This window comes from Pedobacter hiemivivus (assembly GCF_004331685.1).
Classification (GTDB): domain Bacteria; phylum Bacteroidota; class Bacteroidia; order Sphingobacteriales; family Sphingobacteriaceae; genus Pedobacter; species Pedobacter hiemivivus.
The window spans coordinates 447,657-461,233 of record NZ_SJSM01000002.1 but is presented as its reverse complement, the minus strand read 5'-3'; the positions used below and the strand labels follow the sequence as shown (position 1 = coordinate 461,233).

Here is a 13,577-nt window from a genome sequence, read left to right as displayed (position 1 = left end):
CTTAATTAAATTTTTGACATTACCAAATATTTTTCAATTAAATATTTTGAGGACAAAATCTGGTTATTCGTTGGATTTCAATTAAGTTTTATGTTAAATTGCCATAGCAAAACATCCGGTTTATGAAGAATAGAGTAAGAGCTTCCATTTGCATTATCATCCCTTTATTACTAACATATACTTTTAATACAAAATTTGGCAATGTGCCACCGGTTCTAAAATTCTTGAACCCATTTACTGGCTTCTGGCAAAATGCCGAATCAACAACTGTAAAAGCAAATCGAAAGATTATTTTAAAGGGTGCACATCAAAATGTAGATATCGCATTTGACGACCGCATGATTCCCCATATTTTCGCAAAAAATGATCATGATATATATTATGCTCAGGGATATGTGACGGCAATGCATCGCTTATGGCAAATGGACTTTCAAACCCGATTTGCAGCCGGCAGAATATCAGAAGTAGTTGGCAAAAAAGCTATCGAACTGGATAAATATCAGCGTAGAATGGGCATGGTTTTCGGTGCAGAACGATCATTAGAAGGAATGATGAGCGATCCTAAATCCAAAGAAATGATACTCGCCTATACCGCGGGCATCAATGCATATATACATTCCTTATCAAAAGCACAATTGCCAATTGAATATAAAATTCTGGATTTTAAACCTGAGGACTGGAGCCCACTAAAATGTGCATTATTACTGAAACAGATGTCGGCCGTTTTAGCCATGGGCTCCGACGAGTTTTATATGACCAATATCAGAAACAAATTTGGCACTGATGTAGTAAAAGACCTTTTCCCAGATTATCCTTTTAAAGAAGATCCAATTATTCCTGTTGGCACAAAATGGAGTTTCGATCCAGTTCCAACACCCCAGGTTCCTGCATCTTTTAATGAAGCGGTTACTGGAACAATAAAAACAAAACAAAAAGTAGAGGGAATTGGCAGCAACAACTGGGCGCTATCTGGTTCAAAAACAGCTTCAGGGCTACCTATACTGGCAAACGATCCACATCTAGATTTATCACTTCCTTCTATTTGGTACCAGATCCAGTTACATGCACCTGGTCTAAATGCCTATGGGGTATCTCTACCAGGAGCCCCAGGTATTATTATAGGTTTTAACAAAAACATTGCTTGGGGTGTAACTAATGTAGCAGCTGATGTGCTTGATTTTTACCAAATAAAATTCAAAGACAACACCCATAAAAGTTATTGGTACAACAATCAATGGAAAAATACCAGCATCCGATTGGAAACCATTGTCATTAAAAATGACAAGAACATCATAGACACTGTATTTTACACCCACCACGGCCCGGTAGTATACTTACAGGAAGCAAAGGATTTCTCTAAAGCAAAAAATATCCCCATAGGGAATGCCTTACGGTGGATTGCACATGAAAGATCTAATGAACTCAAAACCTTTTACCTTTTAAACAGGGGAAAAAACTACAATGATTACCGCAATGCGCTAACCTATTACACTGCCCCAGCTCAGAACTTTGTTTTTGCATCAGCAGAAAATGATATTGCCATCACTGCAAACGGAAAATTCCCACTTAAATGGAAAGATCAAGGCAAATTTATCCTGGATGGAACCGATCCTAAGTATGACTGGCAGGGATGGATTCCTACGTCGCAAAATCCTACAGTTAAAAATCCAGCTAGAGGGTTTGTAAGCTCTGCAAACCAGTCTTCGACTGACAAAACCTATCCTTATTATATTAACTGGGAGTTTAGTCCATACGAACGCGGCAAGCGTATAAATGACAAGCTAACGGCAATGAATAAAGCTACAGCGGACAGTATGATTAATATGCAAACTGATAGCTATAGCATTCATGCACAGAATATCCTTCCTTCGATTCTGTCAATGGTAGACAAAAGCAAACTCAATGCAACTCAAAAAGAAGCACTCCGGTTTGTGTCCACATGGAATAAATATTATGAAGCAAATTCAATATCAGCAAGCATATTTGATTTCTGGACTAAACGGCTTCAGTTTGATGTATGGGACGATGAATTTAATGTCGCCAATATCCCGATGCGCTATCCATCGAGAGACCGAACGGTGCAACTTATCTTAAATGAGCCTAACTCCAAATGGATAGACAATGTAAATACCCCTAAAAAAGAAACACTTTCGGATTTAGTAAACGAAGCCTTTAAATATAGTTGTGATAGTCTCGAAAGAAAGTACGGTCCGATAGGAAAATCATGGGAATGGGCCAATGTAAAACACACCAACATCCCGCATCTCGCAAAAATACCTGGATTTGGGTCCAAAGTGCTCCTAACAGGGGGTGGTAAAATGACCATCAATGCATTAAATGAAGGCAATGGTCCTTCCTGGCGGATGGTAGTAGAATTAGGCAAAATGCCGAAAGGTCATGGGGTGTATCCTGGTGGGCAATCGGGCAATCCTGGCAGTCCTTTTTACGACAATATGATCGATAAATGGGCAAGTGGCAAGCTATATGACTTGTTTTTCATGCAATCGGCTACCGATACTACCGCCAAAATAATTTCTCAATTAAAAATATCCAAAAAATAGCAATATGGTATTTATAGTGATCCTTATTCTTTCCTTTTTACTCCAGATGGTATTGCCATGGTGGATCATTGTCATCATTTCTTTTGTGACCTGTGGCTTAATTGGCAAAACAAGCAAAATAGCCTTATGGGCACCTTTTTTCGCTATTTTGTTATTGTGGACAGCAGTAGCCCTTTTTAAAAGTCTGCCGAATGACAATGTACTGGCCATGAGGGTTGCCCAAATGTTCGGTGTACAAGCTTGGTGGCTCATTTTAGTCCTTACGGCTTTGCTTGGTGCTTTTACCGCTGGCATTAGCGGCTTTTGTGGATACCATTTCAGAAAAGCCGTACTTGTAACTAAAACGAATCCTTAATTAAAAATTGTTACGTATTTTTGCCTCGTGACTGATCTGACAAAGCAAATCTTTTCTATCAGCAATGTGCGTGAGTTTGAACAAACCAGCCTTGCTATATTTAAACACCAGGCCAAAAATTGCCAGGTTTACAAAGCATACATTTCAAATCTGAGGATAAATCCAGAGGATATAACTAGCTCATCACAGATCCCATTTCTGCCCATCAGTTTTTTTAAAACACATGAGGTGCTCAGCGCTACTGATACTACTGAGATTGTATTTAGCAGTTCGGGCACCACAGGAATGGTACAAAGCCGACACTTGGTTACCGATGTTAAAGTATACGAACAAAGTTTTAATACGGCCTTTGAGCAGTTTTATGGAAAGATAGAAAACACTTGTTTACTTGCCCTACTGCCTTCTTACCTCGAAAGAGACGGTTCATCACTGATATACATGGTTGACGCCTTGTTAAAGCAAAGTAAACATCCCGACAGCGGTTATTTCCTTCATAATCATGATGATCTATACAAAAGACTTCAAAAGCTACAGGAAGCCAATCAAAAAACCATATTAATAGGTGTTACTTATGCTTTATTGGACTTTATCGAACAGCATAAACTGCATTTTCCCAATCTGATCGTCATGGAAACCGGGGGGATGAAAGGCAAAAGAAAAGAAATGGTCCGTGAAGAACTCCATCAGCTTTTGCAGGGGGGATTTGGAGTAAACACCATTCACAGTGAATATGGTATGACTGAATTGCTATCACAAGCTTACTCTTCTGGGATTGGCATTTTCAACTGTCCGCCTTGGATGAAAATCTACCTTCGTGATACCAATGACCCTTTGAGTTTGGCCCCCAATAACAGAACAGGTGGAATTAATGTTATAGATCTGGCCAATATCAACTCCTGCTCTTTTATTGCAACACAAGATTTGGGAAGGTTATTTCCAGATGGTTCATTTGAAGTCTTAGGCCGTTTTGACAATGCCGATATTAGAGGCTGCAACCTGCTAGTTGGCTAAATATAATCGCTTATCAAATAAAAACGGTTTGCTATCTACAATCTTCACCTTAGCTAAAAGAGGGTGATTTACATTTAAAACGTAGTTATATTCATCTTCAACAATTGCCGATGGGACTTTTAGCAACAAAGCACTATTGCTTTTTGCAAAGACATCTCCCTTTTTCTTTAACAAAGATGGAGAAGGGAAACTGTTCCAATTTTTGGGTAAAAGATGCCTTTCTAATTCTTCAATGCTGTCCTCAGGAACTTCAAAAACAGTCATACAAAAACTCTCAGGATCTTGTATAGTTGTTAAATGCGCCAATACTTCAAGGGCTGCCAATGCTCTGCTACTGGCCAAATACAACATAGGTACGCCTACACTGTTCCAGCGTCCACCAAACAATCTGGCACCTTCACCACTCATATCCCTGGCTCTTTTACAAAGCGAAATTCGGTATAGCAACATTAGCTAAAAACGCCGTATTCTATGCGACCAAGTGTTTGTAAGATCAACTCAAAGCCTATAGAGGTATCCAAAAGATTTAAAGGTGTTTCTCCGTTTAAGGTATAATTTGGCGTTTTCATCCAGTCATTAAAATTATCCAGCGTACCAAAAACCTCTGTACCGCGTTGATACAACCGGGCCAGTTCTATGGCCTTTTCGGCGTGTTCGGTTTTAATGAGTGTAGAAGGGGTATAACGCTGTAGCGTACGCTCTGAGATATGCATAATATTGGCCACCTCCTGAATGGTAAGGGAAATTTGTTTGACAAGGCTTACCAATGCCTTTTTAGAAACTCCCTTACGAGCAAGATTTAACAGATCGAAATCTGTTGATACCGAATAATTACTACCTAACAGCCCTATTAATGAGGTTTGATTTAGCGCCCCATAAGCTACGGCTGGTTCTGATACGGTGTTGGTTTGTGCTTTCTTTTTCATATATATCAGACATTACACACAAATATACGTATTTTTGTCCGATAAACCAACACCTCAGCCAAATATAAATACCCTAATCTTAGCTAATTCACATAATTATGAATTAGCGATCAGCAAATAGTAGTTCTTTTTACCTTTTTGAACGATGATAAATTTATCATTCAAAAGGTCATTTGTACTCAGTTTATCTGCCGGATCTTTCAATTTTTCTTTATTTACAGACACGCCACCACCTTGTATCAATTTCTTCGCTTCGCCTTTTGAGGCAAAAACGCTTGATTTTTCAGCCAATAAGGTCGCTGCATCCATGCCGTCTGCTAATTCTGTTTTTGAAATTGAAAATTGAGGAATGCCTTCAAATATTTCTAGAACCTGAGCCTCAGACAACGTTTTGAAAAATTCCAATGAACCATTTCCAAACAAGAATTCAGAAGTTTTTATTGCAGTTTCTAACGCTTCTTCAGAATGGGTTCTGATGGTAATATCTTCTGCCAAAGCTTTCTGCAAAATACGAAGATGAGGGGCCGCATTATGCTCAACCTCAAGCGCTTCAATTTCTTCTTGTGTTTTTAAAGTAAAGATCCTAATCCACTTTTTGGTATCCTCATCAGAAGCATTTAACCAAAATTGGTAGAATTTATATGGAGACGTTTTTTTAGGATCTAGCCATACTGCACCACTTTCAGTTTTACCGAACTTGGTACCATCTGCCTTTTTAATCAATTGAGTAGTGATTGCAAAAGCCGTTCCAGCATCCTTACGTCTGATCAACTCTGTTCCGGTAACGATATTACCCCATTGATCCGAACCACCCATCTGAATAAGACAGTTCATATTTTTCCATAAATAGTAGAAATCATACCCTTGGATCAATTGGTAGCAGAATTCTGTAAAAGAAAGTCCTGAATCCCCCTCAAGACGTCTTTTCACACTATCCTTAGCCATCATATAGTTGACGGTAATGTGCTTACCAACATCCCTGATAAAGGTAAATAGGTTCATATCTTTAAACCAATCGGCATTGTTTACCATCACGGCACCATTACCACCCTCTGCAAAGTTTAGGAATTTAGAAAGCTGTGCCTTCATTCCTGCAAGATATAAATCAATGATTTCTTCGGTTTGAAGATTTCGTTCGTCAGATTTCCCAGAAGGATCACCAACCATTCCGGTAGCCCCACCTACCAAAGCATAAGGTTTATGTCCGGCGCGCTGGAAATGAATAAGCGTCATGATCTGTGTAAGGTGTCCTATATGCAGAGAGTCTGCAGTCGGATCAAAACCTATATAGCCAGAAGTCATTCCTTCACTTAACTTTTCTTCAGTGCCAGGCATCATATCCTGTAACATGCCTCTCCAGCGTAACTCTTCAACGAAATTGGTCATTATATTCTACTTTTGTTCGCAAATATAGGAAAAGCTAGGTTATCTAAAATTTGATAGCCGCTTAAAATGGCTTATTGAACAATAATCGCTATTTTTAGCTCCATGAACTTCTTGTCCCATTTTTATTTTGAAAGAAATAATCCAGATGAAAATATGGTATTGGGAGTTGTATTGCCAGATTTCATTAAAAATGCGCATAAGGATTACAACCTATACCCACTCAAAATCAGGCATCTTTTTGAAAAAGAACCACATCAGGCTTCCATATTAAACGGTTGGAAGAAACATATAGATGTAGATCAGATTTTTCACTCTTCTCCATTCTTTCAGCAACATACCAATGAATTGAAACAGTTAATACTTCCATGTTGCGAAAACAGTCCGGTTAAACCGTTTTTTTTAGCACACATTGGATTAGAGCTGGTTTTGGATCATTTACTAACTGTAGATGGATTGGTCAACATCAATACCTTTTACGATCAACTGAGTAGGGCAAATAAAACAGCATTAAACGACTTCCTACAAACCTCTTCTTTAGAAGATACGGAAGTATTTTTTAAATTCCTCAACAGTTTCATTTCCAGCAGGTATCTCCTCAGTTATCAAAAAATAGAAAACATAGCTTATGCGCTTAACCAAATCTGTAAGCGCTTATGGAACAATCCATTTACAGATACTCAGCTATCCGAATTGACAGTACAGCTTGATCAATTTAAAGACACCCTTAGAAATGACTATTTATCCATTTTTAAGGATATTGAAGAGCAGTTAAAGACGAAGTAAAAAAATCCGCAAATCTAAATCAGCTAAATAGCTAATTTGTATCTTCGCAAACTATGTCACAATTAGAGGTAAAAGACAAAATGGAAGCGTTGGTTAAGGAGCTTAATCAACACAGTTACAATTATTATGTGTTGGCTATGCCCACCATTGCTGATTATACTTTCGATCAAAAACTGGAAGAGCTCCATCAACTTGAACTGGCACATCCTGAATTTGCCGACCCCAACTCCCCTACGCAAAAAGTAGGTGGAGAAATCACGAAGACCTTTACTACGGTAAAGCACAAATGGCCTATGTTGTCATTGGGTAATACCTATAACGAACAGGATTTAAGGGATTTTGATGAACGGATAAAAAAAGCTATTGGTGAAAACTTTGAATATGTATGTGAACTAAAGTTTGATGGACTATCTATTAGTTTAACTTACGACGGTTCGAAATTGGTAAGAGCAGTAACGCGCGGCGATGGTACCAAGGGTGATGATGTAACTACCAATGTTAAAACGATCCATACCATTCCTCATCAATTAAAAGCAGATGCTGCTCCACCCTTGTTTGAAATTAGGGGTGAGATTTTTATGCACCGTGCGGCTTTTGAACGATTGAATAGAGAACGTGAAGAGTTAGGAGAAGTACAATATGCCAATCCTAGAAATTTTGCTGCCGGCACCGTTAAAATGCAAGACTCAAAAGAAGTCGCTAAACGTCCATTGGATTGCTTTTTATATTCATTAAACACAGATAAAGACTACTTTAAAACGCATTGGGAAAGTTTACAAACTTTAAAAAAATGGGGTTTTAATGTATGTGAACATACCAAACTAACCAATAACATTGATTCCGTACTAGAATTTATCCAACATTGGGAAAATGAACGTTTCAAGTTATCGTACGACATCGATGGAATCGTGATTAAAGTAAATAGCTATGCACAACAACAAGAATTAGGCTTTACAGCCAAATCTCCACGTTGGGCTATTTCCTACAAATACAAAGCGCAAGAAGTGGAAACAATTCTGGAAAAGGTGACCTATCAGGTAGGCCGAACTGGAGCTGTAACCCCAGTAGCCAACCTAAAACCAGTACAACTTGCCGGAACAACGGTAAAGCGGGCTACCCTGCACAATGCAAATGAGATAGATCGGTTAGATTTGCACGAAGGCGACAGTGTGTTTGTTGAAAAAGGTGGAGAAATTATTCCCAAAATCATTCAGGTAAACCTGGATAAACGCGAGCCAAATGCAAAAAGAATTATATATCCTACAGTTTGCCCTGAATGCGGCTCAGAACTCATTAGAAAAGAAGGTGAAGTCGCCTTTTATTGTCCAAATGACGAAGCCTGTCCCCCACAAATAGTCGGAAAAATCCAACATTTCATCGGCAGAAAAGCAATGAACATTGATGGATTAGGCGATGAGACGATTGAAACATTTTATCAGCGCGGCCTGGTTAACCACATCAGCGATCTGTATACCTTACATGAAAAAGCAGAAGATCTAAAAACATTGGAGCGCTTTGGCGAGAAATCTATTGAGAACATGCTAAAAGGCATCGAACTATCTAAACTAATGCCTTTCGAGAAAGTGTTATTCGGACTTGGTATCAGATATGTAGGTGAAACTGTTGCAAAAAAACTAGCCTTTGGCACAAAAAATATCGACAACCTGGCAACAGCTACCTTAGAAGACTTGGTGAGCATTGACGAAATAGGTCAACGCATCGCTGAGAGCATCATTGAGTATTTTGGGAAACCCGAACATATACAGCAAATAACGCTTTTAAAATCGTATGGTTTGCAGTTTGAAGCCGTAGAAAATGAAATTACATTACAAAGTGATAAGTTAACTGGAAAAACATTCGTAATTTCAGGCGTTTTTGAAAACTATAGCAGAGAAGAGCTCAAAAACATGATTGAAAGTAATGGTGGTAAGATATTAAGTGGCATCTCTGCGAAACTTAATTATCTTGTTGCCGGAGATAATATGGGACCATCTAAACTGGAAAAAGCAAAAAAATTGAATGTACCGCTTATTTCAGAAGATGATTTATTAGAGCTATTGAAGTAAAGAATAAAAAATGAACAAATTTCACGGAACAGGGGTAGCAATAGTTACACCTTTTAATGCAGATGGAACGGTAGATTATGATGGGCTAAGAAGACTCATCAACCATTTAATTGAAGGAAAGGTTGAATATCTGGTATCATTAGGTACTACAGGAGAAGCCTCAACACTAAATAAAGAAGATAAGCAGAAGATCTGGGAATTTACTGCTGAAGTTAATAATGGCCGCTTGCCATTGGTTGCTGGTATTGGCGGCAATGACACTGCTGAAGTAGCGAACAGCATTAAAACTTTTGAAGTAAATGGTTACGACGCCATATTATCTGCGAGCCCATATTACAATAAACCAACACAGGAAGGAATATATCAACATTATAAAGCCATCAGCGAAAGTAGTGCATTACCTATTTTCTTATACAATGTACCTGGACGTACAGCAAGCAATGTAAGTCCGGAAACAACATGTAGATTAGCTAGCGACTTCAAAAATATCATTGGCACAAAAGAGGCCTCTGGTAATTTTGATCAGTTTAACCAGATCATGCGGGATAAACCTGCTGATTTCCTATTGATCTCTGGAGATGACCCTGTTGCAATGCCTATGATCTCATTAGGTGCTGTTGGGGTGATTTCTGTTATTGGAAATGCTTTCCCTAAACAATTGTCTGACATGATCAGATTAGCACTTAAAGGCGATTATGCTGCTGCTCAGCCAAAGCATTTGAGTTTAATTGAAATTACAAGAATGATGTTTGCAGAAGGAAATCCTGCTGGCGTGAAGGCAGTATTGAAACATTTGGGCGTATGTGATGACCATGTTCGTTTGCCGTTGGTTAAGGTCTCAGATGAGCTTAGAAAAGCAATCATAGCTGAAACCAATAAGATCACCTCTTAAAAAAAGATAACCGCATAAAAAAAGCGTCTCGAAATCTCGAGACGCTTTTTTTTCGGTACAATAAAGCTAATTAGCCTTTGTTTTTAGTGTCCTGAACTTCTAAACGGATAGCCTGAGCCAGGTTTTTAAGATCTTGCATACCTTTACGTACACGAGTTCCAGCAGCACTGTTTGCTTTGTTGTAGAATTTGTCTGCATCAGCCTCTAAGGTTGCAACAAGTTCTTTTACTTCATTAAATTTTTTCATCGTTAATTCGCTTCTTTTAGTTTATTAAGGTTTTGATTAATACTCTGTTACTAAAGTAAGATGTTTATTTTAATAAAAGAATTTTTCCAATAACAAATAAATAAGCGAAAACCCTCTTTTTTTCCACATTAGGCAGGTTTATAAACAATTACCACAACATTAAATAAATCAAAACACTGATTAACAAGCAAATACAAAACAAACTAAACAAAAAACCTCCTTTATGAATACATAAAGGCGGTTTTTTGTTTTTATTAAATATTAGGCTATAGAAAACTGATTTTCTTTATAATACCCACTTTTCAATTTATCAGAGACCTCACTAAAAGCATCTAGCGTACGCTGTACATCTTCCATTGTGTGCATTGCAGTAGGAATCAACCTTAGCTCAATTAATCCCTTAGGGATAACCGGATACACTACAATTGAACAGAATATACCATAGTTCTCGCGAAGGTCCATCGTTAGTGCTGTAGCTTCCAACAACTCACCTTTTAAGAAAACAGGTGTAACCATCGTATTGGTAACTCCCAAATCAAAACCACGATCTCTTAGCCCCTTTTGAAGAGTTAAAGCCACATTCCATAATTTATCTCTTAATTCAGAGTTGTTTTTAAGCAATTCCAGACGCTTTAACAATCCAATAACCATAGGCATTGGCAATGCCTTAGCAAAGGTCTGAGAACGCATGTTATATCTGAAAAAATTAGTCATTTGTTCACTTGAAGCAACAAAGGCACCTATTCCGGCCATCGACTTAGCGAAAGTACCAAAATAAACATCTACCCCATCAATACAATCCTGTGCCTCATGTGTACCGGCACCTGTAGGGCCCATTGTACCAAAGCCATGCGCATCATCAATTAATAAACGGAAATTGAACTCTTTTTTTAAATCAACAAGTTCTTTCAATTTACCTTGAGCACCCGACATTCCAAAAACGCCTTCAGTGATCAACAATATACCCCCGCCACTCTGTTCTACTAACTTAGTAGCTCTCTCCAGCTGTTTACGGGCACTATCAATATCGTTGTGTTTATATACAAAACGTTTACCCATATGTAGGCGTAAACCATCTACAATACAAGCGTGCGACTCTGCATCATAGACAATTACATCATTTCTATCCACCAAACTATCGATAATAGAAACCATGCCCTGATAGCCAAAGTTCAAAAGAAACGCATCCGGTTTACCTACAAATGCTGCAAGCTCCTGCTCTAATTGCTCATGATATTTAGAGTTACCAGACATCATTCTGGCACCCATAGGATAAGCCATACCAAAATCTGCCGCTCCCTGTGCATCAGCTTTTCGTACTTCTGGGTGATTGGCTAACCCCAAATAATTATTCAAACTCCAAACCAAATGCTCTTTACCACGAAAATTCATGTGGGGAGCTATATCGCCTTCTAATTTAGGAAATGAGAAATATCCATGAGACCATTTGTGATGTTGACCAAGAGGTCCCATGTGTTTCGCTATCTTTTCAAAAATATCCAATGTTATATGTATTTTAAGTTATTATTTTTTTACAAAGTTATGTTTAATATACCTGATACAAAATAATTGACGTTCTATGACGCATTACTTACACAAGCATAATATATAGATACCAAAAAGCCTTAACAATAATTGCTAAGGCTTTTTAGTATTCCGATTAGGTTAAATTAATCAACATTATCGTGAAGGAAAGAGTTATTTGGTCTGATCTCAGTAGATCCGTCTTCATCGTTACTTAAAGTAAATCTCGAAACTTGAGATTCCGAAGAATGCTGAACCTGCTGCAATTGCATTTGCTTACGTTTATATGCAGGTTCGTTTTCTAGTTCCTGCAAACCATTACTGGTACGAAGCTTCATGCTCAAATCTTTCAATCTAAGAATTCTCTCTTTAGATTTCTTTAATTGATCTTCAATCGACTCATCATTTTTATCGTCATCAGCACCTGATTCAATAATTTCTTCCCTTTGAGGAACGATGTCATTATTGAACACTGTAGTGGGTGTTTCAAATACAAAATCAGTTTCTGCAACTTTAATCTCAAATTCAAATCCTGAATCCTGCGGAGTAGACTCAACAAATGGAGTTTCCTCTTCAAGCAAAGTATGTCTAACAATAGAATTTGCTGGTTCTTCAGCATTTCTGTTTTTGTTAGGATTAAACAAATCAGCAAAAAGATCTGATTGTTTAATTTCTTCTTTGGCTTTCATTACCGGCTCATTCGTATAAACCGGAGCTTTAGTCTCTATAAATGAATTTACAGGTTCTACCGGTCTAACCAACGGCGCCTCTTCAGGTGTAAGCAAAGAAATCTTTTTTACATTCTTTTTCTCTTCGTCACGTTGCTCAGTAGTTTGGAAACCAGTAGCAATAATAGTAACAGACAACTTATCTTCCAGGTTCTCATCAATACAGTTACCCCAGATTAAATCAGCAGATAAACCTGCTTTTTCCTGAATGTAATCCGTGATAATAGTCACCTCGTCCATGGTTACTTCACGTAAACCAGAACTTATATTTAACAAGATATATCTTGCACCTTCTATCTCGTTGTCTTTTAATAATGGCGAAGCTAAAGCTCCCTCAACTGCATTCAATGCTCTGTTCTCACCATCACATGCAAAACTACCCATGATAGATACACCGCTATCTTTCATAACAGTACGCACATCTTTAAAATCCACGTTGATGTATCCAGGAACAGTAATGATCTCTGCAATGCCTTTTGCAGCAGTTGTTAAAATATCATCAGCCTGAGAGAATGCAGAACCTAAGGTAAGGTTACCGAAGATTTCGCGCAACCTGTCATTAGATATAACCAAATAAGAATCGACATACTTTTTCAGTTCATCCAAACCATCATTTGCTTGCATCTTACGTCTCTTACCTTCAAAGGCAAAAGGTGTAGTTACAATGGCAACAGTTAAAATGTCAAGTTCTTTCGCTGCTTTGGCAATAATAGGACTGGCACCCGTTCCGGTACCACCACCCATACCAGCAGTTATGAACAACATTTTTGTTGTGCTACCAAGCATCTGCTTGATGTCGTCTATATTCTCTATAGCCGAATTTTTTCCAACTTCGGGAATCGAGCCTGCACCCATACCTTCGGTAAGACTAGCACCCAACTGAACCTTATTAGGAATAGGACTAAACTCCAAAGCCTGGGCATCTGTATTACAAATAATAAAGTCTACACCAGTAATTCCTTGACGGTACATATGGTTTACCGCATTACCACCACCGCCACCAACACCAATTACCTTGATGATTGATGACTTATCTTTTAACATTTCGAACTGCATATCTTTATGAATCAGTTATTTAAAAATTCGTTTTACCTGTTC

General features: G+C 38.1%; 12 protein-coding genes. 6 read left to right on the top strand and 6 right to left on the bottom strand.

Annotated elements, in window-relative coordinates; genetic code table 11:
• The first annotated feature begins 122 nt into the window (after positions 1–122).
• Genes EZ444_RS05020 through EZ444_RS05010 form a run of 3 tightly spaced genes read left to right on the top strand, consistent with a single transcriptional unit; the run spans position 123 to position 3,927 of the window.
• Positions 123–2,561, top strand: coding sequence for a penicillin acylase family protein (locus tag EZ444_RS05020; RefSeq protein ID WP_131607624.1), 2,439 nt, complete (start codon positions 123–125; stop codon positions 2,559–2,561).
• A gap of 4 nt (positions 2,562–2,565) precedes the next feature.
• A complete protein-coding gene (locus EZ444_RS05015) occupies positions 2,566–2,916 on the top strand; it encodes a hypothetical protein (RefSeq protein ID WP_131607623.1) in 351 nt (116 codons plus the stop codon).
• Positions 2,917–2,943: 27 nt separating this feature from the next.
• Positions 2,944–3,927, top strand: coding sequence for a LuxE/PaaK family acyltransferase (locus EZ444_RS05010; protein ID WP_131607622.1), 984 nt, complete (start codon positions 2,944–2,946; stop codon positions 3,925–3,927).
• Here EZ444_RS05010 and EZ444_RS05005 read toward each other — a convergent pair.
• The 3 genes from EZ444_RS05005 to tyrS all read right to left on the bottom strand — a co-directional run bounded on the left by EZ444_RS05005 (position 3,916) and on the right by tyrS (position 6,239).
• On the bottom strand, positions 3,916–4,377 hold the full coding sequence (locus EZ444_RS05005; protein ID WP_131607621.1) for an RES family NAD+ phosphorylase: 462 nt from the start codon (positions 4,375–4,377) through the stop codon (positions 3,916–3,918). The two genes, EZ444_RS05010 and EZ444_RS05005, sit on opposite strands and share 12 nt — an antisense overlap.
• Positions 4,377–4,853 (bottom strand): type II RES/Xre toxin-antitoxin system antitoxin, encoded by a 477-nt coding sequence (parS, locus tag EZ444_RS05000; protein WP_225874639.1) that lies wholly within the window; start codon positions 4,851–4,853, stop codon positions 4,377–4,379. Before parS ends, EZ444_RS05005 begins: the two co-directional genes overlap by 1 nt.
• Positions 4,854–4,949: 96 nt before the next feature.
• Positions 4,950–6,239 carry a tyrosine--tRNA ligase gene (gene tyrS, locus EZ444_RS04995; RefSeq protein WP_131607619.1) on the bottom strand — a complete coding sequence of 430 codons (1,290 nt, stop codon included), beginning with the start codon at positions 6,237–6,239 and terminating at the stop codon, positions 4,950–4,952.
• A 102-nt stretch (positions 6,240–6,341) separates the two neighbouring features.
• Here tyrS and EZ444_RS04990 point away from each other — a divergent pair, with 102 nt between their 5' ends.
• From EZ444_RS04990 to dapA, 3 genes are read left to right on the top strand one after another with little or no spacing between them, the layout of a single operon-like run.
• Positions 6,342–7,022: an ACP phosphodiesterase gene (locus tag EZ444_RS04990; RefSeq protein ID WP_131607618.1), complete on the top strand. Its 681-nt coding sequence runs from the start codon at positions 6,342–6,344 to the stop codon at positions 7,020–7,022.
• 53 nt (positions 7,023–7,075) lie between these two features.
• Positions 7,076–9,088, top strand: coding sequence for an NAD-dependent DNA ligase LigA (ligA, locus tag EZ444_RS04985; RefSeq protein ID WP_131607617.1), 2,013 nt, complete (start codon positions 7,076–7,078; stop codon positions 9,086–9,088).
• A 10-nt stretch (positions 9,089–9,098) separates the two neighbouring features.
• Positions 9,099–9,980 (top strand): 4-hydroxy-tetrahydrodipicolinate synthase, encoded by an 882-nt coding sequence (gene dapA / locus EZ444_RS04980; protein ID WP_131607616.1) that lies wholly within the window; start codon positions 9,099–9,101, stop codon positions 9,978–9,980.
• Positions 9,981–10,050: 70 nt separating this feature from the next.
• Here dapA and EZ444_RS04975 read toward each other — a convergent pair whose 3' ends face one another.
• The 3 genes from EZ444_RS04975 to ftsZ all read right to left on the bottom strand — a co-directional run bounded on the left by EZ444_RS04975 (position 10,051) and on the right by ftsZ (position 13,535).
• A complete protein-coding gene (locus EZ444_RS04975; RefSeq protein ID WP_131607615.1) occupies positions 10,051–10,227 on the bottom strand; it encodes a histone H1 in 177 nt (58 codons plus the stop codon).
• A 261-nt stretch (positions 10,228–10,488) separates the two neighbouring features.
• Positions 10,489–11,730 (bottom strand): aminotransferase class I/II-fold pyridoxal phosphate-dependent enzyme, encoded by a 1,242-nt coding sequence (locus EZ444_RS04970; RefSeq protein ID WP_131607614.1) that lies wholly within the window; start codon positions 11,728–11,730, stop codon positions 10,489–10,491.
• Positions 11,731–11,897: 167 nt separating this feature from the next.
• Positions 11,898–13,535 carry a cell division protein FtsZ gene (gene ftsZ, locus EZ444_RS04965; protein WP_131607613.1) on the bottom strand — a complete coding sequence of 546 codons (1,638 nt, stop codon included), beginning with the start codon at positions 13,533–13,535 and terminating at the stop codon, positions 11,898–11,900.
• Positions 13,536–13,577: the final 42 nt, after the last annotated feature.

Excerpts from the sequence above, each read along its gene's own strand:
- EZ444_RS04975 (WP_131607615.1), bottom strand. The coding sequence starts at position 10,227 with ATGAAAAAATTTAATGAAGTAAAAGAACTTGTTGCAACCTTAGAGGCT.
- ligA (WP_131607617.1), top strand. The coding sequence starts at position 7,076 with ATGTCACAATTAGAGGTAAAAGACAAAATGGAAGCGTTGGTTAAGGAG.
- EZ444_RS05005 (WP_131607621.1), bottom strand. The coding sequence starts at position 4,377 with ATGTTGCTATACCGAATTTCGCTTTGTAAAAGAGCCAGGGATATGAGT.
- ftsZ (WP_131607613.1), bottom strand. The coding sequence starts at position 13,535 with ATGCAGTTCGAAATGTTAAAAGATAAGTCATCAATCATCAAGGTAATT.
- dapA (WP_131607616.1), top strand. The coding sequence starts at position 9,099 with ATGAACAAATTTCACGGAACAGGGGTAGCAATAGTTACACCTTTTAAT.
- EZ444_RS05020 (WP_131607624.1), top strand. The coding sequence starts at position 123 with ATGAAGAATAGAGTAAGAGCTTCCATTTGCATTATCATCCCTTTATTA.
- EZ444_RS05015 (WP_131607623.1), top strand. The coding sequence starts at position 2,566 with ATGGTATTTATAGTGATCCTTATTCTTTCCTTTTTACTCCAGATGGTA.
- parS (WP_225874639.1), bottom strand. The coding sequence starts at position 4,853 with ATGAAAAAGAAAGCACAAACCAACACCGTATCAGAACCAGCCGTAGCT.
- EZ444_RS04990 (WP_131607618.1), top strand. The coding sequence starts at position 6,342 with ATGAACTTCTTGTCCCATTTTTATTTTGAAAGAAATAATCCAGATGAA.
- tyrS (WP_131607619.1), bottom strand. The coding sequence starts at position 6,239 with ATGACCAATTTCGTTGAAGAGTTACGCTGGAGAGGCATGTTACAGGAT.